General features: G+C 63.9%; 13 protein-coding genes. 3 read left to right on the top strand and 10 right to left on the bottom strand.

Going from position 1 to position 20,943, the window contains the following annotated elements; genetic code table 11:
• The first annotated feature begins 45 nt into the window (after window positions 1-45).
• A complete protein-coding gene (locus EN807_RS19775) occupies window positions 46-858 on the top strand; it encodes a helix-turn-helix transcriptional regulator (RefSeq protein ID WP_135936328.1) in 813 nt (270 codons plus the stop codon).
• On the opposite strand, the gene EN807_RS19770 is transcribed toward EN807_RS19775, so the two are convergent.
• Window positions 859-1,761, bottom strand: coding sequence for a DMT family transporter (locus EN807_RS19770; protein WP_135936495.1), 903 nt, complete (start codon window positions 1,759-1,761; stop codon window positions 859-861).
• 44 nt (window positions 1,762-1,805) lie between these two features.
• Entirely contained in the window at window positions 1,806-4,112 is a 2,307-nt protein-coding gene (locus tag EN807_RS19765) for a xanthine dehydrogenase family protein molybdopterin-binding subunit (RefSeq protein WP_135936327.1), read from the bottom strand.
• A 155-nt stretch (window positions 4,113-4,267) separates the two neighbouring features.
• Between EN807_RS19765 and pepN the strand changes: the two genes are divergently transcribed.
• Window positions 4,268-6,913 carry an aminopeptidase N gene (gene pepN, locus EN807_RS19760; protein ID WP_135936326.1) on the top strand — a complete coding sequence of 882 codons (2,646 nt, stop codon included), beginning with the start codon at window positions 4,268-4,270 and terminating at the stop codon, window positions 6,911-6,913.
• A gap of 324 nt (window positions 6,914-7,237) precedes the next feature.
• Window positions 7,238-9,565, top strand: coding sequence for a PAS domain-containing sensor histidine kinase (locus EN807_RS19755; protein ID WP_135936325.1), 2,328 nt, complete (start codon window positions 7,238-7,240; stop codon window positions 9,563-9,565).
• Window positions 9,566-9,659: 94 nt separating this feature from the next.
• Here the strand turns inward: EN807_RS19755 and EN807_RS19750 are convergent, their stop codons facing one another.
• The 8 genes from EN807_RS19750 to ccmI form a co-directional block, all read right to left on the bottom strand.
• The gene (locus EN807_RS19750) at window positions 9,660-12,620 is read right to left on the bottom strand and encodes a bifunctional [glutamine synthetase] adenylyltransferase/[glutamine synthetase]-adenylyl-L-tyrosine phosphorylase (RefSeq protein WP_135936324.1); all 2,961 of its coding nucleotides are present in this window, start codon (window positions 12,618-12,620) and stop codon (window positions 9,660-9,662) included.
• A complete protein-coding gene (locus EN807_RS19745; RefSeq protein ID WP_135936323.1) occupies window positions 12,620-14,089 on the bottom strand; it encodes an ATP-binding protein in 1,470 nt (489 codons plus the stop codon). The genes EN807_RS19750 and EN807_RS19745 overlap by 1 nt, the downstream gene beginning before the upstream one ends.
• 1 nt (window position 14,090) lies before the next feature.
• The gene (locus EN807_RS19740) at window positions 14,091-14,765 is read right to left on the bottom strand and encodes a response regulator transcription factor (RefSeq protein WP_189522512.1); all 675 of its coding nucleotides are present in this window, start codon (window positions 14,763-14,765) and stop codon (window positions 14,091-14,093) included.
• Between the two features lie 353 nt (window positions 14,766-15,118).
• Entirely contained in the window at window positions 15,119-16,648 is a 1,530-nt protein-coding gene (locus EN807_RS19735; RefSeq protein ID WP_135936322.1) for a DegQ family serine endoprotease, read from the bottom strand.
• 153 nt (window positions 16,649-16,801) lie between these two features.
• On the bottom strand, window positions 16,802-17,266 hold the full coding sequence (locus tag EN807_RS19730) for a cytochrome c-type biogenesis protein (protein ID WP_135936321.1): 465 nt from the start codon (window positions 17,264-17,266) through the stop codon (window positions 16,802-16,804).
• Window positions 17,263-19,254: a heme lyase CcmF/NrfE family subunit gene (locus tag EN807_RS19725; protein ID WP_135936320.1), complete on the bottom strand. Its 1,992-nt coding sequence runs from the start codon at window positions 19,252-19,254 to the stop codon at window positions 17,263-17,265. Before EN807_RS19725 ends, EN807_RS19730 begins: the two co-directional genes overlap by 4 nt.
• A 74-nt stretch (window positions 19,255-19,328) precedes the next feature.
• Window positions 19,329-19,772: a cytochrome c maturation protein CcmE gene (gene ccmE / locus EN807_RS19720; RefSeq protein WP_135936319.1), complete on the bottom strand. Its 444-nt coding sequence runs from the start codon at window positions 19,770-19,772 to the stop codon at window positions 19,329-19,331.
• 3 nt (window positions 19,773-19,775) lie between these two features.
• Window positions 19,776-20,909 (bottom strand): c-type cytochrome biogenesis protein CcmI, encoded by a 1,134-nt coding sequence (gene ccmI / locus EN807_RS19715; RefSeq protein ID WP_135936318.1) that lies wholly within the window; start codon window positions 20,907-20,909, stop codon window positions 19,776-19,778.
• Window positions 20,910-20,943: the final 34 nt, after the last annotated feature.

Raw genomic sequence — 20,943 nt, 5'->3', positions numbered from 1 at the left:
GCCCGGTAATTGAAATACATCCGCTGCCGGCCTAGTCATCCGCTCATGACAGCAACCCAGACTTCCGCCGGCAGCCTCATTCGCGAATGGCGCACGCGCCGGCGCATGAGCCAACTCGATCTCGCCATGGAAGCCGAAATCTCGCAACGGCATCTGAGCTTCGTGGAAAGCGGCCGCGCGGCGCCCTCGCGCGAAATGGTGCTGCATCTGGCCGAGCAGCTGTCGATCCCGCTGAGGCAGCGCAACCAGCTCCTGCTGGCCGCGGGGTTTGCCCCTAGTTTCAGCGAGCGTTCGCTCACCGATGCCTCGCTGGCGCCGGCGATGGCAGCCGTCGAGATCGTGCTCAAGGGGCACGAACCCTTCCCAGCGCTCGCTGTCGACCGGCACTGGAACCTGGTAGCGGCAAACGCCGCCATCGGCCCGTTCCTCGCCGACGTCGCCGAGGCGTCCTTGCTGACGCCGCCGGTCAATGTGCTGCGGCTCAGTCTGCACCCCGGTGGCGTCGCGCCGCGCATCGTCAACCTCGCCGAATGGCGCGCGCATCTTCTCGATCGGCTGAAACGCCAGAACGACGCCACTGGCGATCCGGTTCTGGTTGAACTGGAGCGCGAGCTTCGGACCTATCCGTCCGGCCTGAACGGCGCACGGCCGGTGCCGGTCGAGCCGAACGCGATCGTGCACCCGCTGCGGCTTGCGCATGGCGATGCCGTGCTGTCGTTCATCAGCACCATCACCGTGTTCGGCACGCCGCTTGACGTGACGCTGTCGGAGCTGGCGATCGAATCCTTTTTCCCCGCCGACGAGCAAACGCGGACGGTGCTGGTGCGATTGGCGAAGGAACGGGCCGAGCCGTCCTGATCATCCTTGCGGTGGGGCCGCCTGGCGAGTGCGGGCACGTTCGAGGCCAAGCTGACGCTCGCGCCAGATGATGAAGATGCCGGCGACAACGACGATCAGGCCGCCGATGAGCATATGAACCGTCGGGACGTCGCCGAAAGCGAGATAGCCGACGACTATGCCAAGCAGCATCGACGTGTATTCGAAGGGCGCCACGACCGAGGCCTCGGCATGGCGATAGGCTGCCGTCATCAGAATCTGAGCGACCCCGCCGCAAAAGCCTGCAGCAATGAGCAGGCCCGCCTGGACCGGGGTCAGCGCCTGCCAGCCGAACGGCAGCGAAAGCAACGCCAGGATGCTCGCCGTTACCGAAAACCACAGCACGATAGTTGCCGTCGGCTCGCTCTGGACGAGGTTGCGCACCAGCAGCATGGCGACGGCCGAAATCGCTGCCGCGACCAAGGCGGCAATGACGCCGAGCACCTCCTGATCGCCGAGTGCTGCGCCCGAACCCAGCAGCGTCAGTTCCGACCATGAGATGACTAGCACCCCGAGCAGTCCGACCGCAACCGCGCTCCAGCGATAGACGCGGATCGCCTCGCCGAGGAAAATCGAACTGAACACCACCACCAGCAGCGGCTGTGCGTAGTTCAGCGTGATCGCCTCGGGCAGCGGCAGCCGTGTCAGCGCAAAGAAGCCGAGCCCCATGGCGCAGACGCCGACAACCCCGCGCGCAATGTGGTTGAGCGGGCGTTTGGTCGAGAACGCGGTGCCAAGCTTTCCCTGGAAGGCCAGGAAGACGACGATCGGAAAGATGGCGAAGAAGGAGCGGAAGAAGACGATCTGGCCGGCCGGCAACGTGCCCGCCGCCTTTTTGCAAGAGGACATGCCGACAAACACCGCCACCGACACGATCTTGAGCATGATCCCGGTCAGCGTGTTGTGCCCGCCGGGATGGTCCGTCGGGTTCACTTAGCAGCTGCTTCCTGGATCGCTGCCCAGATGCGCGCCGGCGTCGCCGGCATATCGATATGTCTGATGCCGTAGGCGCGATAGAGCGCATCCGTCACCGCGTTGAGCGCGGCCGGCGTTGCTCCGATCGTGCCCGCCTCGCCTGCTCCCTTGATACCCAGTGCATTGGTGGTCGAGGGCACGTTGCGGGTCTCGAAATGGAAGAACGGCAAATCGTCGGCGCGCGGCATGGCATAGTCCATGAAGCTCGCCGTCAACAACTGCCCGTCTTGGTTATAGACCGTGTTCTCGGTCAGCGCCTGGCCGATGCCCTGGACGACACCGCCATGCACCTGGCCGGCCAGCAGGATCGGGTTCACGGTGACGCCGAAATCGTCGACGATCGTATAGCGGACAATCTCCGTCATGCCGGTATCGGGGTCGATCTCGACCTCGCAGATGTGGGTGCCGTTCGGATAGGTGCATTCGTGCTGCACAAATTCGCCAAAGCCCTTGAGATCGTCCGGGTTCTTGGCGGCCTTGGCGATGGCCGAAAAATCGATCATGCGGTCGGTGCCGACGATGCGGGCAACGCCGTTGGACAATTCGATGTCGTCGGCCGAGGCTTCCAGCTCATCCGCTGCGATGCGCTTGATCTTGTTGGCCAGATCCTCGCCCGCGCGAGAAGCTGATACACCGCCAAGGGGTATGGAGCGCGAGCCGCCGGTGCCGCCGCCGGCCTTCAGCTCGTCGGTGTCGCCCTGGCGGACATGAATCTTGCCGATGTCGAGATGAAGCTTTTCCGAGAGGAATTGCGCATAGGCGGTCGCATGCCCCTGCCCGTTGGTCTGGGTGCCGATCTTCAGCGTCACCGTGCCGTCGCCGTTCAATTCGACAAAGGCCGGTTCAGAGCCCGCAAAGGCACAGGCCTCGATATAGGTCGCCATGCCGATGCCGCGGATTTTGCCGGCCACCTTCGACTGCGCCAGCCGCTCCGGAAACGCCTGCCACTCCGCCTCTTCGATGGCGCGGTCCATATGGCCTGCGAATTCGCCGGTATCATAGAGGCGGTCCGTCTGCGTGCGATAGGGAAACTGCTCAGGCCGAATGAAATTGCGCCGGCGGATCTCTTCGACTGGCAAGCCCAGATCGTGGGCGCAGGCGTCGACGAGCTTTTCCAGGAGGAATGCCGCTTCCGGACGGCCGGCGCCGCGATAGGCATCGACCGGGCAGGTATTGGTGTAGAGGCCGGTCACCGAAACATCGAGCGCCTGGATGTCGTAGACGCCGGTCGACATGGTGACGCCGACATAGGGGATGAATGGGCCGTATTGCGAGACATAGGCGCCGATATTGGCGAGAAGATCGACCTTCATGCCGAGGAAGCGGCCGTCCTTGTCCATTGCCATCTCGGCGGTCACGACATTGTCGCGGCCTTGCGCATCGGTGAGGAAATGCTCGGTGCGGTCGCCGGCCCATTTCACCGGGCGGCCAAGGCGCCTGGCGGCCTCGAGCACCAGCGGATGTTCGCGATAGACGAAGCTTTTCGGTCCGAAGCCGCCGCCGACATCAGGCGTGATGACGCGCAGCTGGTTCTTTTTGATCTTGAACACATCGGCCAGGATGTACTGCATGGAATGCACGCCCTGCGAGCCCGTGGTCAGCACGAAGCGGTTTTCTTGCGTGTCCCACTCGCCGATCGCCGAGCGCGGCTCAATGTAGTTGCAGACCAGCCGGTTGTTGATGAATTCGATGCGGGTGACATGCGCCGCCCTGGCGAATGCCGCCGCTGTCTTCGCCTGGTCGCCGATGTGGTAGCTGAAGGCGCGGTTCGAGCCGAGTTCCGGCCAGACCAGCGGTGTGCCTTCGTCAAGCGCCGTGGCGGTGCCGGACGCGGCATCCTCGGCCTCGTAATCGACTTCGATCAGCTCGGCCGCGTCCTGCGCCAGGGCGCGACTGTCGGCGACGACGAAGGCGACGGCGTCGCCGACATAATTGACCCGGTCGCGGCAAAGGACCGGAATGTCGCGGGTCGGCGCCTTGGTGCCGTCCGGCTGCCTCTGCATGACGCCGGATTTCAGCTTGCCGAGATGAGCAAGATCCGCACCAGTCAGTACCAGATGGACGCCAGGTGCTGCCTTGGCCGCCTTGGTCGAACCGACGGTGAAGCTTGCCTTGGCCACCGGCGAGCGCAGGACGTAACCGTGCAGGAGGCCGGCCGGCTGGATGTCGTCCGTGTAGCGACCGAGACCTTTCAGGAAGGCCTGGTCTTCACCACGCAGCACAGAGGCGCCCATGCCGAATTTCGGTGTGACGACGGTCATAGATGCCTCGCGATGATGATTGGAAAACGAGTGCCTGAAATAGGCGCTGCGCCAGTTTTGTCGAGTGACGGTTTCGTGTAAAGAGCGCGTGCTTCAAATTTCTTGGACCAGCGGACCACCTGCCGCTGCGGGTATCGACAGGGAAACCCCACGGAATGCGCACGGACACCGGCCAGGTCTTCAAGCTCGAAGACTATCGCCCCACCGATTATCTCATTCCGGAAACCGGCCTGACTTTCCGCCTGTCACCAGAAGCCACGCGCGTCATCGCCGTGCTGACGGTCGAACGCCGCGACGGTATCGCGGCGTCAGTGCCGCTGGTGCTGGACGGCGATGGATTGACGCTCAGCCACATCGCAATCGACAGCCGGACACTCGCGCCGACTGATTTTTTTGCTACGCCCGATCAACTGACGATCACCACGCCGCCCGCAGCATCCCGCTTCCAGCTCCTGATCGAAACCGAGCTGGCGCCGGCGCACAACGAAGCCCTGATGGGCCTCTATCGCTCCAGCAACGTCTATTGCACGCAATGCGAGGCCGAGGGTTTTCGGCGCATCACCTATTTTCTCGATCGCCCCGATATCCTGTCCGTCTATACGGTACGCATCGAGGCGCGGCACCACGAGGCGCCACTGCTTCTTTCCAACGGCAACCCGGCTGGAAGCGGCGAACTTGCCGACGGCTGGCATTACGCAGTCTGGCACGACCCCTTCCCCAAGCCGTCCTATCTGTTCGCCCTGGTGGCGGGCGCTCTCGGCAAGGTCGCGGACAGCTTCGTCACGTTGTCTGGCCGGAAGGTCGAGCTCGGCATCTATGTCGAGCCGGGCAAGGAGGGGCTCGCCGGCTATGCCATGGACGCCCTGAAACGGTCGATGAAATGGGACGAGGAGGCGTTCGGCCGCGAATACGACCTCGACGTCTTCAACATCGTCGCCGTGTCCGACTTCAACATGGGCGCGATGGAGAACAAGGGCCTCAACATTTTCAACGACAAGTATGTACTGGCCGATCAGGAGACCGCAACAGACGCCGATTTCGCCAATATCGAAGCGATCATCGCGCATGAGTATTTCCACAATTGGACTGGCAACAGAATCACTTGCCGCGACTGGTTCCAGCTTTGCCTGAAGGAAGGGCTGACGGTTTTCCGCGATCACGAATTCTCCGCCGACCAGCGCTCGCGAGCGGTGAAACGCATTGCCGAAGTGCGGACATTGCGGGCACATCAGTTTCCCGAAGACCAGGGACCGCTGGCGCATCCTGTGCGGCCGCGCCGCTACCGCGAGATCAACAATTTCTACACGGCGACAGTCTATGAAAAGGGCTCGGAAGTGGTGCGCATGATCCGCACCATTCTCGGCAGCGAGACGTTCCGGGCCGGCATGGATCTCTATTTCGAGCGTCATGACGGCGAGGCTGCGACGATCGAGGACTTCATCAAGGTGTTCGAAGATGTGTCCGGCCGCGACCTCTCGCAATTTTCGCTCTGGTACCATCAGGCGGGCACGCCCAATCTGACGATCAGTTCGACGCACAATGCGGCAGCGCAGGAGTTCACGCTCGAGATCGAGCAGTCGGTGCCGCCGACGCCGTCCGAAAGCCGCAAGCGGCTGATGCATATTCCGCTTGCCTTCAGCCTGGTCGGCACCGACGGCAAAGCGATAGTCTATAGCGGCGTCGAGGGCGCCAGCGTCGAGGACGGCGTCATCCATATCCGCAGGCGCCGGCACATGGTTCGCTTCTCGGGCGTTGGCGAGCGCCCGGCGATGTCGCTCAATCGCGGCTTTTCGGCGCCGGTGACGCTTTCGGTCGAGCAGAAGGCCGATGATCAGTTCTTCCTTGCCGGCCATGACAACGATACCTTCTCGCGCTGGCAGGCGTTCAACACGCTTTTGACCGAGGCGCTGATATCAGCCTTCCGTCAGGTCCTTGACGGCCAGCAGCCCGGTTTCGCATCACGGTTGACCGGGCTTGCCGGCAAAATAGCCGGCGACGAGACACTCGAACCGGCCTATCGGGCGCTGGCTGTGGCGCTTCCGAGCGAAGCCGATATCGCCCGCGACATCGGCAAGAACATCGATCCCGATGCCATCTTCTCCGCCCGCGAGGCGCTGACGGCCGCGATCGCCGAGGCGAATGGCGAGATATTCTCCGACCTCTACCATCGACTGGCCGAAAAGGACGCTTTCAGTCCGGATGCGGCGAGCGCCGGGCGCCGAGCGCTGCGCAACATCCTGCTCGACTATCTCTCGCTGCTGCCGGGAGGTGCGGCGCTTGCGGCCCGGCATTTCCAGTCCGCGACCAACATGACGGACCGCGCCGCCGCACTGACCGTGCTTGCGCTCCGCCACAGCGGTTCGCCCGAGACGGTCAAGGCGCTGGCCGACTTCGAAGCGAAATATACGACCGATCCGCTGGTGATGGACAAATGGTTCCAGATCCAGGCCAGCGTGCCCGGCCCGCAAACCATTTACGCGGTGCGCGCCCTGACCAGCCATCCGGCCTTCTCGATGGCCAACCCGAACCGGGTGCGCTCGCTCGTCGGCACGTTTTCCAGCGCCAACCAGACCGGCTTCCATCGCGCCGACGGCGAAGGCTACAGGTTTTTCGTCGAAACGGTCCTGCATGTCGAAAAGCGCAATCCACAGTTGGCCGCCCGGCTGGCGACAGCACTCAGATCATGGCGCTCGCTCGAACCTGCCCGGCAGGCCAAGGCAAGGGAAGCGCTGCTTTCGATCTCCAATGTCGAGAATCTATCGGCCGATTTGCGGGACATCGTCGAGCGCACGCTGGCGTGAGGGTTCCCCTCCCCCTTGAGGGAGGGTGGACAGCCGCCGAAGGCGGATGGACGGGTGGGTCGCTGCGGCAGTACGCGGCCTCGACCGACGCCACCAGCCCCGACCTTTGATTAAAAGGTGGAGCGCTTCGCCGGGGACCCCTCCCGGCCCTATGGGCCACCCTTCCCTCAAGGGAGAGTCGGCGCCGAACTATTTTAGTCGATTTTTAATCTTTTTTCGCCGCGCCTATGGACAAGCCGAATCACCTTTGATTCTTTAGCTGAAGATTCGGAAGTGCGGCGTCGCCGGATCATCAAGCAGATTTAAAATCGGGGAGAGCCATTTATGGCGAAGGCGGACGCGTGGGGCGCGCCCGGAGGGACAGCTTTTGAGCGGCGTGAGGCGAGAAGCGATGGTCTCGCCGGCAACGCGCGGCTCATCGCCGAACCCGCCTACCGACGGCTTCTGGCAGCCGAGCCATTGTTGCGCCGATCGATACCGGCCCTCATCATCATTTTCCTGGTCGTCATCGCGGCGCTGCGGTTCCTGTCGCTGATGAACGAGCGTGACGACGTGGAACGCGACGCCAAGGCGATCCTCTCGCTCGCGGCGGGCCAACTGGCCAGTTCGATTAGCGTGGCTGCGAACTTGGGCTCAACGCCTGGCGCGACGCAGGACCTGTTGGAGGGCATCAGCCGTCAGGGCGCGATGGGCCGAAGCCACGTGCTTGCGGTCACCGACAGCGCGTTCAAGATCGTTGCCGTGACACCGCAATCGACGGGCTGGGAGGGGCGGTCGCTCGACGCCATCGCCCAGGGCGGTCAGCCGCTGTTCATGTTCGGCGACCGCGCCGGGGTGATGGAGGTCAGAATCGGCGGCCTGGACTGGTATGCGGCGGTGAGCCTGACAAACGGCAGGAACGGTGCTGCCGCAGCGCTCGTTCCGCAGGATGCGGTCTTCGACACATGGCGCAAGACCGTTTCGCTCAACGTCACGCTGTTCGTGCTGACAGCCGGCGTGCTGATCGTCATCCTCTACGCCTATTTCGGTCAGGCGGCGCGCGCCCTGGCCGCCGACCGCATTTATCTCGAAGCGCACCAGCGCATCGACATGGCGCTGGTGCGCGGCCGCTGCGGCCTGTGGGACTGGGACATGGTGCGCGGCAAGATGTACTGGTCGCGCTCGATGTACGACATGCTGGGCTATGAGCCCTGCGACGCAATGCTGTCGTTCGGCGAGGTCGACGAGATCATCCATCCCGAGGACGGCGACCTGTTCCAGCTCGCCAACAGGATCGTCGCCCGCGAGATCGATCACATCGACCAGGTGTTCCGGATGCGCCATGCCGACGGACAATGGGTGTGGATGCGCGCAAGGGCGCAGGTGATCGATCCGGAAGCGCCGGAGATCCAGCTGATCGGCATCGCCGTTGACGTCACCGAGCAGCGGCACCTGGCGCTGCGCTCCGAGGCCGCGGATCTTCGCCTGCGAACGGCCATCGAAAACATCAACGAGTCCTTCGTGCTCTGGGATTCCGCCCAGCGCCTGATCATGTGCAATTCCAAGTACCAGCAGGACAACGGTCTGTCGGATCGCGACGTGATGCCGGGCGCCTCGCGCGCCGTTCTCGAAGATCGCATGCTTGCCTTCGCTTCGGAGCGCCGGCTTGCCAACACCAACGGGCAGCAAGGCGGCGTGACCTTCGAGCGGCAGCTTGCCGACGGCCGTTGGCTGCAGGTGAACGAGCTGCGGACCAGGGACGGCGGCACCGTCTCGGTCGGCTCAGACATCACCCAGATCAAGCTGCACCAGGAGAAGCTGGTCGACAGCGAGCGCCGGCTGATGGCGACGATCCACGATCTCAGCCTTGCCCGCCGGGCGGAAGAAGAGCGGTCGCGCGAACTGGTCGATCTCAATCGCAAATACATGAAGGAAACCGAGCGCGCCGAGGCAGCGAACCGGGCCAAATCCGAGTTCCTGGCCAACATGTCGCATGAATTGCGCACGCCGCTCAACGCGATTATCGGCTTCTCGGAGCTGATGGAACAGGCGCTGTTCGGGCCCTTGGGTTCGCCGCGCTACGAGGAATATGCCACCGACATCAACGGCAGCGGCAAATATCTTCTGGGCGTCATCAACGACATCCTCGATATGTCGAAGATCGAGGCCGGCCAGTTCTCGATGGATCAGGAGGAAATCGACCTCTGTCCGCTGATGAGGGAAACGGTGCGCGTCATCTCGCTGCAGGCAGCGGAAAAGTCGATCACCGTCGAAACTCGCATCCCCGATTCATTGACGCTGTTCGCCGACCGCCGGGCGATCAAGCAGATCATCATCAACCTGCTGTCGAATGCGGTGAAATTCACCGGCCAGGGCGGCCGCATTGCGGTAAGGGCCCGCAACACGTCCAGCGCTCTGGTCCTGACGATCGAAGACAATGGCTGCGGCATCCCCAAGGAGGCGCTGAGCAAGCTCGGGCGGCCGTTTGAACAGGTGCAGAACCAGTTTTCCAAGAGCCATGCCGGTTCCGGCCTTGGCCTTGCCATCTCACGCTCGTTGGCCGAGCTTCAGGGCGGCGCCTTGAAAATCCGCTCCACCGAAGGCACCGGCACGATCGTGTCGGTGCGCATTCCGATCAAGAAGTCGACGCAGCCGGTCAGAGCCGCCGCCTGACGCTCTGTTGTCGTGAAGTGGTTGGAAACTTTCGGAAACGCCGAATGGACAGCGCCCCCGATGCTTTTCGAAACAGCCGTTTGGCGTTGCGACGTCATGATCGTTTCGCACGAAGCAAAAGGTCGAAATCCTTTCTGACCTTTTGCGATGTCTCCTTGAGGTGCGCTTCCAGCACTCCGAAATCCGGCAGGTCGGTAACCGCCAGAAGCAGATCCGAAAGCCCCGGCGGAACGTCGTCCCGTTCGAATACGCCGGTGATGCAGAGCCGCGTCATCTGGGTCAGCGCCAGATAAAGCGCATAAGCATCGCAAAGCTCTTGCCTGACCTGGACCTCAGCGAAATCCGGCGCCAGCCTCGACAGGACTTCCGCCGTCCCGGTGATTCGGCGGCCGGCTTCGACCTTTCCCGTGATCACCGCCACCTGCGCGATGAATTCGAGATCGATGAGACCGCCCGGAATCAGCTTGATGTCCCAGAGATCGCGTGGCGGCTTCTCCTTCTCGATCATCGTGCGCATCTCGGACGCCTCGGCTATCACCTTGGCGCTGTCGCGCGGCAGGGCAAGCACCGCCGCCACCTCGGCCTCGGCCTCGGTGCACAGCGCTTGATCGCCACCGATCGCGCGAGCCCTGGACAGCGCCATGTGTTCCCATGTCCAGGCGTCCTTGCGCTGGTATTTCTCGAAGGCATCGACATGGGTCGCCACCGGCCCCTTGTTGCCGGACGGCCGCAAGCGAAGGTCGAGCTCGTAGAGAACGCCCTCGGCGGTCGGCGCGGACACGGCTGATATCAGCCGCTGCGTCATCCTGCTGTAATAGTGGGATGGGGCGAGCGGCTTGTCGCCATCGGATTCTTCGGCATCGGTGTCGTGATCATAGAGCAGGATAAGGTCGACGTCGGAGCCGGCCGTCAATTCGCGGCTGCCGAGCTTGCCCATGCCGAGCAGCGCAACGGTGCCGCCGGCGATGCGACCGTGGCGCAGCGCGAACTCGGCGATGACCGCCTGCAGCGCCGCGTCGATGGTGAGATCGGCCAGATCGGAGAAGGCGCGGCCGGCGCGGGTCGGATCGATCGAGCCGGCAAGCAGCCGGACGCCGATCAGGAATTTTTGCTCGGACGCAAAGATGCGCAAGCGGTCGAGCACGTCCTCATAGGCCCTGTCGTCTTCGAGGAAGGCGGCGAGACGGCCGGACAGATAGGCGCGGTCCGGCAGTTCGGTCAAAAGGGCTGGATCCAGCAGACCGTCGAACACGTGCGGCCGGCGTGTGATGATAGCGGCCAGCCGGGGGGCCGCGCCCATGATCGTCGCCAGCAGCTTCAGCAGAGCCGGATTGGACTGGAGCAGCGAGAAGAGCTGGATGCCGGCGGGCAGGCCGGCGAGGAATTCGTCGAAGCGCATCAACGCCTCGTCCGCCCGGCGCGTCTGACCGAAGGATTGCAGCAGCGCCGGCGTGAGTTCGGTCAGCCGCTCGCGCGCCTCGGCCGACTGGGTGACGCGATAGCGGCCGAAATGCCAGCCGCGGATAACCCGGCAGATGTCGCTCGCCCGCTGGAACCCCAGTCTCTGCAGGGTCTGCAACGTATCGGGGTCATCGACATCGCCGGTAAAGACCAGATTGCCGATGCCGGCCGAAAGCTCGGGCGCGGTTTCGAAAAGCGCTGCGTAGTGACGTTCGACCTGATGGAGTGCGGCGCGGAAGGCCTCGGCAAAGACCGCCGCATCGGCAAAACCGAGCATGCAGGCAATGCGTTCGAGCCCTTCGTCATCTTCCGGCAGTATATGGATCTGCTCGTCGGCGACCATCTGGACGGCATGCTCGACACGGCGCAGGAACCAGTATTGCCGAGCGAGCGCGTCACGCGCATCGGCCGTAATCCAGCCGCGTGCCGCAAGCTGGCCAAGCATCGGCACGGTCTCGCGGCCGCGCAGCTCGGGGAAGCGGCCGCCGGCGATGAGCTGCTGGGTCTGGACGAAGAATTCGATCTCGCGAATGCCGCCGCGGCCGAGCTTGACGTTGTGGCCCTTCACGGCGATCTCGCCGTGGCCCTTGTGGGCGTGGATCTGGCGCTTGATCGAATGGACGTCGGCGATCGCCGCGTAGTCCATGTATTTGCGCCAGATGTAGGGCTGGAGGTCCTTCAGGAACGCAGCACCGGCGGCGAGATCGCCGGCCACCGGACGCGCCTTGATCATGGCCGCGCGCTCCCAGTTCTGGCCGCGCGCCTCGTAGTAGCGCAGTGCCGCCTCGAGCGGGATCGCCAGCGGCGTCGAACCGGGATCGGGACGAAGCCTTAGGTCGGTGCGGAAAACATAGCCGTGTTCGGTGCGGTCCTGGAGAATGCGGACCAGCCGGCGGGTCAGGCGCGAAAACAGCTCCGTCGCATCGAGCGGATCGACGACGGCTGGCGCTTGCGGGTCGAAGAAAACGACGAGGTCGATGTCGGAGGAGAAGTTCAGCTCATGCGCGCCAAGCTTGCCCATGCCGAGCAGGATCCAGCCCGACCGGCGCGCCGGACCCTCGGGGTCCGGCAGTTTGAGCTTGCCTTGTCCGTGCGCGTCGCGAAGCAGGAAGTCGACAGCAGCGCGGATGCAGGCGTCGGCAAGACCGCTCAGCCGCCGTACTGTGATTGCAGTTTCAGCCTCGCCTGCAAGATCGGCCAACGCGATCAGGACATGCGCTTCCGCTTTCCATTGCCGCAGCTCCATCATCAGGCTGTTTTCAGAGATGCCTTCCGCCTGCACGGCCTTGTCGATCGCGGCGCCGATCGAGGCCAGCCGGGTCTCGACGGTCTCATCCAAAAGCGCATCAAGGATCTGCGGGCGGCGGCGCACAGTGCCGCGCAGGAATGGCGACAGGTCGAACACTGCCGCGAGGAACTCCTGACTGGCGCTCTTGCCGGCAAGGAATTTCGCGAGCCGGGTAAGCCCGTCTTCCTGCGCGGCGGAAGCGATTTCCGACAATTCCCGCCTGGCGCGGTTCCGATCCAGGGGGACGAGCTTTGCGGCCGGCTTCAAAAGCCAGTTGGTCTGTTCCGCAGCCGCCCTCACCGCCATCAGCGATCCTCCCGTTCGGGAAAACTCATGACGACGGACAATCCGGGATCGGCGGGCAGAAGGTCAAGCCGTCCATTGTGGAATGTCATGATTGCCTTGGCGAGGCTGAGGCCCAGGCCGGAACCCGGCTGCGAGCGGCTTTTCTCCAGCCGCACGAAACGCTCGGTTGCCCTGGCGCGATCGGCATCGTCGGGAATGCCCTGGCCGTTGTCTGTGACGGAAAGCCTGATTTCCCTGCCGACGCGATCGAGCGCCACGCGGACGGTCGGCTTGGCTGTCGAGTCGGTTGAATATTTGATCGCGTTGTCGACGATGTTCGATAGCGCCTGGCCGATCAGCTCGCGATTGCCGTCGACGGCGAAGCCATCCTGCACCGACGTCTCGAGTGTCACCCCCGCCTCCTCCGCCACCGGCTCGTAGAGCTCGACGACATCGTGCACGGACGCAGCCAGATCGACCCGGCTGGTGCTTTCGGAGGAATAGCCCGCCTCCAGCCTGGAGATCATCAGGATGGCGTTGAAGGTCTTTATCAGCTGGTCGGACTCGGCGATCGTTCCTTCCAGCGCCTGGCGGTAGTCGGTAGTGCTGTGCTTGCCGGAAAGCGTCGCTTCGGCACGGTTGCGCAACCTGGTCAGCGGTGTCTTCAGATCGTGGGCGATGTTGTCGGAGACCTGCTTCAGCCCTTCATTCAGCGTGGCGATCCTGGCCAGCATGGAATTGAGGTTTTCCGACAGCCGGTCGAACTCGTCGCCGGCCCCGGTGACCGGCAGCCGGCCGGAGAGGTCACCGCCCATGATACGGCGGCTGGCTTCCGATACGCTGTCGATGCGCTTCAGCGCTGCGTGGCCGACAAAGAACCAGATCAGGAGCCCGCCTAGCGCCATCATGCCGAGCGCCAGCATCAAGGCGCGACGGATGACGGCGCGGAACCGCTCAGGCTCGCCGAGATCGCGACCGACCAGCATGATCATCTGGTTCGGCAGGCGCAGCACCAAGGCGATGGCGTTATGGCCCTTCTCGCCTTGGACCTGGACTTCGCTCTGGCTGGATTTGTTCGGGTCAGCGACCGGGTTGCGTTGCCGCTCGAGCTCGCCCTCGCCGAAGCGCCGATAGGAAAATGGCTCTGTCGTCCAGCCCTCGGCCTCGAGAACGCCGGGCTCCAGGCTCTGCACGTTTCCGGTCAGGATCTGGCCGTTGGTGTCGGCGATCAAATAGAGATTGGCGCCGGGCTGGCGGGAGCGCTGCTCGACCACGCGGACCAGCAGCGGCAAGCCGCCGCGCTGGTAGGCCCGGGCGAGGCCGAGCACTTCGTCGTTGATGGTCTCCTGCGTCTGGCCGGTCAGCATGCGTGCAGACAGCGAGGTCATGTAGAAGACGAGCAGCACAGCGCAGATGGCGAACAGCAGGAGATAGAGCGCCGAAAGCCGCGCTGCCGTCGTCTTCATGATGGACGGCATGGAAAGAGCCATGCTACCCGCTCTTGAGCATATAGCCGGCGCCACGAACCGTGTGCAGAATCGGCTTGTCGAAGCCCTTCTCGATCTTGCCGCGCAGCCGCGAGACGTGAACGTCGATGACGTTGGTCTGCGGATCAAAATGATAGTCCCAGACATTTTCCAGCAGCATGGTGCGCGTCACCACCTGGCCGGCATGGCGCATCAGATATTCCAGCAGGCGGAACTCGCGCGGCTGCAGCGTGATTTCGCGCGCCGCGCGCCGCACCGAATGAGAGAGCCTGTCGAGCTCGAGATCGCCGACCCGGTAGAGGGTTTCGGCTTCCCTGGCGCTGGCGCGGCGGTTCAGCACCTCGACCCGGGCCAGAAGCTCGGAAAAGGCATATGGCTTGGTCAGATAGTCGTCGCCACCGGCGCGCAAGCCGGTGACCCGGTCGTCGACTTCGCCGAGCGCCGACAGGATCAGCACCGGCGTCGTGATGCCCCTGGATCTCAGACCGGCGATGACCGACAGGCCGTCGCGGCGCGGCAGCATGCGGTCGACGACCATCACGTCATAGTCGCCTGAATCAGCGAGCGCGAAGCCGGTTTCGCCGTCGCCGGCGACATGGGCGGTGTGTCCGGCCTCAGTAAAGGCTTTCTGGAGGTAATCGGCCGCTTCGCGATCGTCTTCTATGACGAGAATCTTCATGGGACCGTTATACGCGATTTCGCTGGAAGATTGAGTGGCCGGCATATGTATCGTGGCCTTCATCAGGGCGTATCGCGAACAAAGTGATTCAAGGATACGCAGTAAGTCTTTGTTTTGGAATGTCGTTGACGCCGAGCCGCCGGCACCCTCGGATCAAGCCCGAGGCGGGCATTTGGGCGACCTGCTTTGTTGTTGGCATGCCGTCATGCTTGTTCGAGCGGCAGCGGGCTCCCATCGCCCGCTGCCGCTGGGGCGGAACACGATGACTGACTAACTAATGTATTCAAGCCCCGTGCTTTCCCGTGCGGCGGCTCGGGAGTGTTTGAAACCGCCGCACCGGAAAAGTTTGGACGTCAGCCCTTGGCGACAGGCAGCGCGACGAAGCGGTTGCTATCGTCGCGGGTGATCTGCATCAGCACCGCCTTGCGGCCCGACTTCACCGCATCGGCCATGGCCTTGGCAACGTCGTCGGTGCCATTGACCTCCGTCGAATTGACCGAGGTGATGACGTCGCCGGGCTGGATGCCGCGATCGGCGGCATCGCTGTCGGGATCGACATCGGTTACCACAAGCCCTTTGCCATCGTCGGACCTGGTGACGGTGAGACCGAGATCGGCCAGCGTATCGGCCTTTGGCGGAGCGGAAGGCTGCTGGTCGGCCGAAGCCTGCTTGTCGCTCGAAGGCAGCGTGCCGAGATCGACCTTGACGGTCTCACTCCTGCCGTCACGCCACAACGTGACGTCGACGGGCTTGCCGGGCTGGTAGGCGCCGATCAGACGGGCGAGTTCCTTCGGCGAAGCGACGTCCTTGCCGTCCACCTGAGTGATGACGTCACCGGCGGTGATGCCGGCCTTCTTGCCGGGACCATCCTCCTGCGCGCTGGAAACGAGCGCACCCTTATCGGACTTCAGCCCGAGCGATTCGGCGATTTCTGAGGTGACCGGCTGGATCTCGACGCCAAGCCAGCCGCGCTGGACGGTGCCGTCCTTCATCAGATCCTGCACGACCTGTTTGGCCGTCGAGGCGGGAATGTCGAAGGCAATGCCCACGCTGCCGCCGGACGGCGAGAAGATCGCGGTGTTGATGCCGACAACCTGACCGTTGAGGTTGAAGGTCGGGCCGCCCGAATTGCCGCGGTTCACCGAGGCGTCGATCTGGATGAAGTCGTCATAGGGGCCGGCGCCGATATCGCGGCCACGGGCCGAGACGATGCCGGCGGTGACCGTGCCGCCGAGGCCGAACGGATTGCCGACGGCCACGACCCAGTCGCCGACGCGAACCTTGGAATCATCGGCGAAGTCGACATAGGTGAACTTGCCGTCGCCTTCGACCTTGAGCACAGCGAGGTCGGTGCGCGGATCTGTGCCGACCAGCTTGGCGTCGAGTTCCTTGCCGTCATGCATCACCACCGTGAAGGACGTGCCGTCTCCGACGACATGGTTGTTGGTGACGAGGTAGCCATCCTCGGAGATGAAGAAACCGGAACCCTGGGCGACCGGCCGCGGCTGGCGGTCACGGCGTCCGAAACGCCGCATTCCATCCCGGCCATCCTGATCGCCAAAGCCACGGAACTCCCTGAAGAAGCGGCGCAATTGCGGATCGTCGGGAAGATTGCCGAAGGCGTCGGGCAGGTCGGAGCCGTCGTCGGCGGTCGTTTCTATCTTGGCTTTGACGCGGACACTGACGACCGCCGGCGAAACGCGCTCGACCACGTCGGCGAAGCTCGGGACCTGCGGTGCCTCGACACGCACCGCCTCGGCCAGGACCGGGGCTGTCCCGGTGGCAACCGCGCCGAAGCCGATCGCGCCGGCAATGGCCACTGAAGCGGCGGCAGCCAACAGGCGTTTGCGGGTGCGGGGATTTGAATTGGGGGCAATATTCATGGGTCTCGTATCCTCTTTCAAGGGATGCGCTTCGGTCGGCATCCTCGGGCAAGAGAAATAGGGGCGCGCACATTACGGCGCCATTTCCGGTGCATGAAACTTTTGTAATGTACCGGCAACGTCGCGGGAGTGGCCGCCGGAGGAATGGCCGAGTTAGTTGCCCAGCATCTTGTCCAACGCTGCCTTCTCCTCGGCGGTGAGCATGGCCGCAGGCGCGGAGCGGCGCGAGCGGGCGCCGAGCACGACGACGGCGCCGCCGGCAAGCAGCAGAAACACCGGCGCACCCCACAACAGCGCATTGCGCAGGCTGAAGCGCGGCTTCAACAGCACGAACTCGCCGTAGCGGGAAACGATGTAGTCTATCACCTGCCGGTCGGTGTCGCCGGCGACGAGGCGCTGGCGCACCAGCACGCGCAGGTCGCGGGCAAGGTCGGCATCGGAGTCGTCGATCGACTGGTTCTGGCAAACCATGCAGCGCAGCTGCTCCGAAAGCGTCCGCGCCCGCGCCTCGAGCGCTGGGTCGGCCAGAACCTCGTCGGGCTTCACCGCAAGTGCGGCGCCGGCAAACAACAGCGTCAGCAGCAAGACTAGGGAGGCCAGTGAAAATCTTGCGGTCATAGCAGGCTCGCGGAAGGTACGGCGCCCGCCGACTTGCGACGGCGGGACGGTGCCCCGACGCGCAGGCGCCGGTCCATGAGCGACATCGCGGCACCCGCCATCATGACAAGGCCGCCACCCCAGATCAGCGTCACCAGCGGCTTCCACCACAGCCGCACCACGACGGAGCCGTCGGTCCCCTCGTCGCCAAGCGAGAGATAGAGCTGGCTGAAACCGATCGTCTTGATACCGGACTCGGTCGTCGTCATCTGTCGGACCGGATAGGAGCGCTTGGCGGAGGTGATTACAGCGGTAGTGCTTCCATCGGCGCCGAGCAGAGCGAAGCGGCCGCGGTCCTCGCTATAGTTAGGTCCCTGGGCCGGATAGAGCCCTTCGAAGCGCAGCGTGTGGCCGGACAGTTGCACGGTCTCGCCAGCATGCATCGACAAGATCTTCTCGGTGCCGAAGCAAAGCGTGCCGATGATGCCCAGCGTCGTCAGGCCGAGGCCAAGATGGGCGAGTGCGGTGCCGAAGACCGAACGCGGCAGGCCGGCGAAGCGCCTGAGCATGACGCCGGGCGCGACAGTGCCGAAGCCGGACTTGACGGCAATATCGGTGAGCGCGCCGCAGATCAGCCAGAAGGCCAGGCCGACGCCAAGTGCCGCGAACACCGAGGCGCCATCGATGAACAAGGCCGTTACCAGCACGGCCAGAAGCGCTGCGGCGAAGGCCGCCATCAGGCGCTGGGCGACGGCGAAGATGTCGCCGCGCTTCCAGGCCAGCAGTGGTCCGAACGGGACCACGACCAATAGCGGCACCATCAGCGGTCCGAATGTCAGGTTGAAGAACGGCGCGCCGACCGAAATTTTATCGGCTGAAACGGCCTCGACCGCCAACGGATACAATGTGCCGATCAGCACGGTGGCAGTGGCCGTGGTCAGGAACAGGTTGTTGAGGACCAGCGCTGCTTCGCGCGAGATCGGATGAAACAGGCCGCCGGCCGTCAACCTCGAGGCGCGCAGGGCGAACAACGCCAACGATCCGCCGATGAACAGTGTCAGGATGCAGAGAATGAACACGCCTCGCGTCGGATCGGTGGCGAAGGCGTGGACGGAAGTGAGCACGCCTGAGCGCACCAGGAAGGTGCCGAGCAGCGACAGCGAGAAGGTCAGGATCGCCAGCAACAGTGTCCATATCTTCAGGGCCGAGCGCTTTTCCATGACGATCGCCGAATGGAGCAGCGCCGTGCCCCCCAGCCAAGGCATGAAGGAGGCGTTCTCGACCGGATCCCAGAACCAGAAACCACCCCAGCCAAGTTCGTAATAGGCCCAGTAGGAACCCATGGCGATGCCGCCGGTCAGGAACATCCAGGCGACCAGCGTCCATGGCCGCACCCAGCGGGCCCACGACGCGTCGATGCGGCCTTCGATCAGGGCGGCGACCGAGAAGGAAAAGCAAATCGAGAAGCCGACATAGCCGAGATAGAGCAGCGGCGGATGGATGGCGAGGCCGAGATCCTGCAGGATCGGATTGAGATCGCGGCCCTCGATCGGCGCCGGATTGAGCCTGGCGAACGGGTTTGACGTCGCCAGGATGAACAGGAAAAAGGTGGCGCCGATCGCCCCTTGCACGGCCAGCACATTGGCTCGAAGGGTCGCGGGAAGATTGCTGCCGAAAGCCGCGACGAGGGCTCCAAAAAAGGTCAGGATCAGCACCCAGAGCAGCATCGAGCCCTCGTGATTGCCCCAAGTGCCGGTGATCTTGTAGATCAGCGGCTGCAGCGAATGCGAGTTGTCCCAGACGTTGGCCACCGAAAAATCGGACGTTGCATAGGCTATGGCCAACGCCGCGAAGGACAGAGCGGTCAAGGTAAAGCCGGTCACCGCGACCGGACCGCCGACGGCCATCATCTTCTGGTTGTTCATGCGCGCGCCGAACATCGGCACCAGCGTCTGCACCAAAGACAGCGCGAACGCCAGGACCAGCGCGAAATGTCCGGTTTCAACCATTGTGGCGCCCGCCAGGTTTTTGTTTTGCCACAGGTTCTTGCCGCAAAACCGTGAGACACTGTTGCGGAACCTGCTTAGTCACTCTTGCTCTCCTGCCACACGCCCTTGGACTTGAGGCCGTCGGCCACCTCCTTGGGCATGTAGTTCTCGTCGTGCTTGGCCAGCACGCTGTCGGCGACGAAGACGCCGTCCGGGCGAAACGTGCCTTCAGTGATGACGCCCTGCTCCTCGCGGAAAAGGTCGGGAAGAATGCCGGTGTAGGTGACCTTGACCTGCTTCTGGTTGTCGGTCACCGAAAAAGCGACGGTAGCCCCCAGACCGCGCTCGATCGTGCCTTTTTCGACGAGGCCGCCGAGCCTGATACGTTGCCCAGGCTGCAGGCCGGCGGTGGTCAGATCGGCGGGCATGTAGAAGTAGGAGGCCTTCTGGCCGAGCGCGTAGAAGGTCAGGCCGGTGGCGGCACCGAGGAAGGCCAACCCTCCGGCGATCACAGACAGTCTTTTCTGCTTGCGCGTCATGTTTTACTCCGTCGCCGTCAGGCCGAGCGAGACGGCAAAGGCGGTGAATTTCTTGGCTTCGTCACTATCGGAGCCAAAAACGGCGATACCGCGATTGAGCGCGTCGCGCGCCTGATCGGCCTTGCCCAGCACGACATAGGAACGAATAAGCTGCATCCATCCTTCCGCATCGCGTGGGTTTTGCCGCAGTTTTTCAGCAAGTCCCGCGACCATGGTGTTGATCATCGCTTCCCTGTCCTGCGGCGACATCGACGAGGCGGCATCGACATTCGCGGCGTCCGGGCCTTTTGCAGGCACTCCCGAAGCGACGTTCTGCCTGGCGGATTCGGCCAATGCCTGCTCGACGGCGCCGCGCCAGGCTGAGTCCTGCGGCAAGGCCGCTAGCATTTTCTGCCAGCCAGCTGTCGCCTCCTCAGTGCGCCCTTCCTGCGCCATGCCCATCGCCAGATAAAAGCTGGCCTTCGGATTTGCCGGATCGAGCTTCAGCGCCGCCTCGAAGGCGGCCTGAGCGTCGGCCGAGACTATGCCGCCCGCTGCGCTGGCGATCGCCTCGCCGAGGCCGACCTGGCGGGCGGCGCTGTCGCCGTCGAGGCGAATGGCGTTGCGGTACGCCGTCACCGCGTCGGAAAACCGCTGCATGCGCAGATAGACCGGCGCCAGAACGTCCCAACCCCTGCCGTCGGACGGATTCGCGGCAAGGTGGGCCTCGGCGCGTGCCACCAGTTCCTCCACCGAACTGTCGGCGGGATTCTTGGCCAGTCGCTCGCTGAGCGGCTGCGACGGCAGATCGGGCGAGCCGAGCTGGCTGTACAAGCCCCAACTGACCAGCGGAACCGCCAGGACCGCGGCCGTCGCAACCAGCCTGGTCGCCGTCGACGGCTGCCGCGCCGCTGACTTGTCGGCGGCATTGTCAAGTCGAAGGATGCGGCGGGCGATCTCCGCACGCGCCTCTTCGGCCTCCGCCGGCTGGATCAGGCCACGCGCCACGTCCAGGTCAAGCTCGGACAACTGGTCGCGATAGACTTCAAGGTCATGATCGCTGCTCGCTGAACCACCCTTCGAGCCGCCGGCCAGCGGCAGCAGAACCGCCAGGCTTGCACCCAGCGTGAGAATGGCAGCTATGACCCAGAACAGCATGCTTCTTCCAATAACGGCAGAGCCCTGCCCTGCC

It is taken from the genome of Mesorhizobium sp. M5C.F.Ca.ET.164.01.1.1 (assembly GCF_004792125.1).
Taxonomy (GTDB): Bacteria; Pseudomonadota; Alphaproteobacteria; order Rhizobiales; family Rhizobiaceae; genus Mesorhizobium; species Mesorhizobium wenxiniae.
Note: the sequence above shows the minus strand (reverse complement) of the source record. Positions and strands in the feature narration are given on the sequence as shown.

Coding starts and splice junctions, on each gene's coding strand:
- EN807_RS19740 (WP_189522512.1), bottom strand. CDS start 14,765: ATGAAGATTCTCGTCATAGAAGACGATCGCGAAGCGGCCGATTACCTC.
- EN807_RS19730 (WP_135936321.1), bottom strand. CDS start 17,266: ATGACCGCAAGATTTTCACTGGCCTCCCTAGTCTTGCTGCTGACGCTG.
- pepN (WP_135936326.1), top strand. CDS start 4,268: ATGCGCACGGACACCGGCCAGGTCTTCAAGCTCGAAGACTATCGCCCC.
- EN807_RS19735 (WP_135936322.1), bottom strand. CDS start 16,648: ATGAATATTGCCCCCAATTCAAATCCCCGCACCCGCAAACGCCTGTTG.
- ccmI (WP_135936318.1), bottom strand. CDS start 20,909: ATGCTGTTCTGGGTCATAGCTGCCATTCTCACGCTGGGTGCAAGCCTG.
- ccmE (WP_135936319.1), bottom strand. CDS start 19,772: ATGACGCGCAAGCAGAAAAGACTGTCTGTGATCGCCGGAGGGTTGGCC.
- EN807_RS19750 (WP_135936324.1), bottom strand. CDS start 12,620: ATGGCGGTGAGGGCGGCTGCGGAACAGACCAACTGGCTTTTGAAGCCG.
- EN807_RS19770 (WP_135936495.1), bottom strand. CDS start 1,761: ATGCTCAAGATCGTGTCGGTGGCGGTGTTTGTCGGCATGTCCTCTTGC.
- EN807_RS19755 (WP_135936325.1), top strand. CDS start 7,238: ATGGCGAAGGCGGACGCGTGGGGCGCGCCCGGAGGGACAGCTTTTGAG.
- EN807_RS19765 (WP_135936327.1), bottom strand. CDS start 4,112: ATGACCGTCGTCACACCGAAATTCGGCATGGGCGCCTCTGTGCTGCGT.
- EN807_RS19725 (WP_135936320.1), bottom strand. CDS start 19,254: ATGGTTGAAACCGGACATTTCGCGCTGGTCCTGGCGTTCGCGCTGTCT.
- EN807_RS19745 (WP_135936323.1), bottom strand. CDS start 14,089: ATGGCTCTTTCCATGCCGTCCATCATGAAGACGACGGCAGCGCGGCTT.
- EN807_RS19775 (WP_135936328.1), top strand. CDS start 46: ATGACAGCAACCCAGACTTCCGCCGGCAGCCTCATTCGCGAATGGCGC.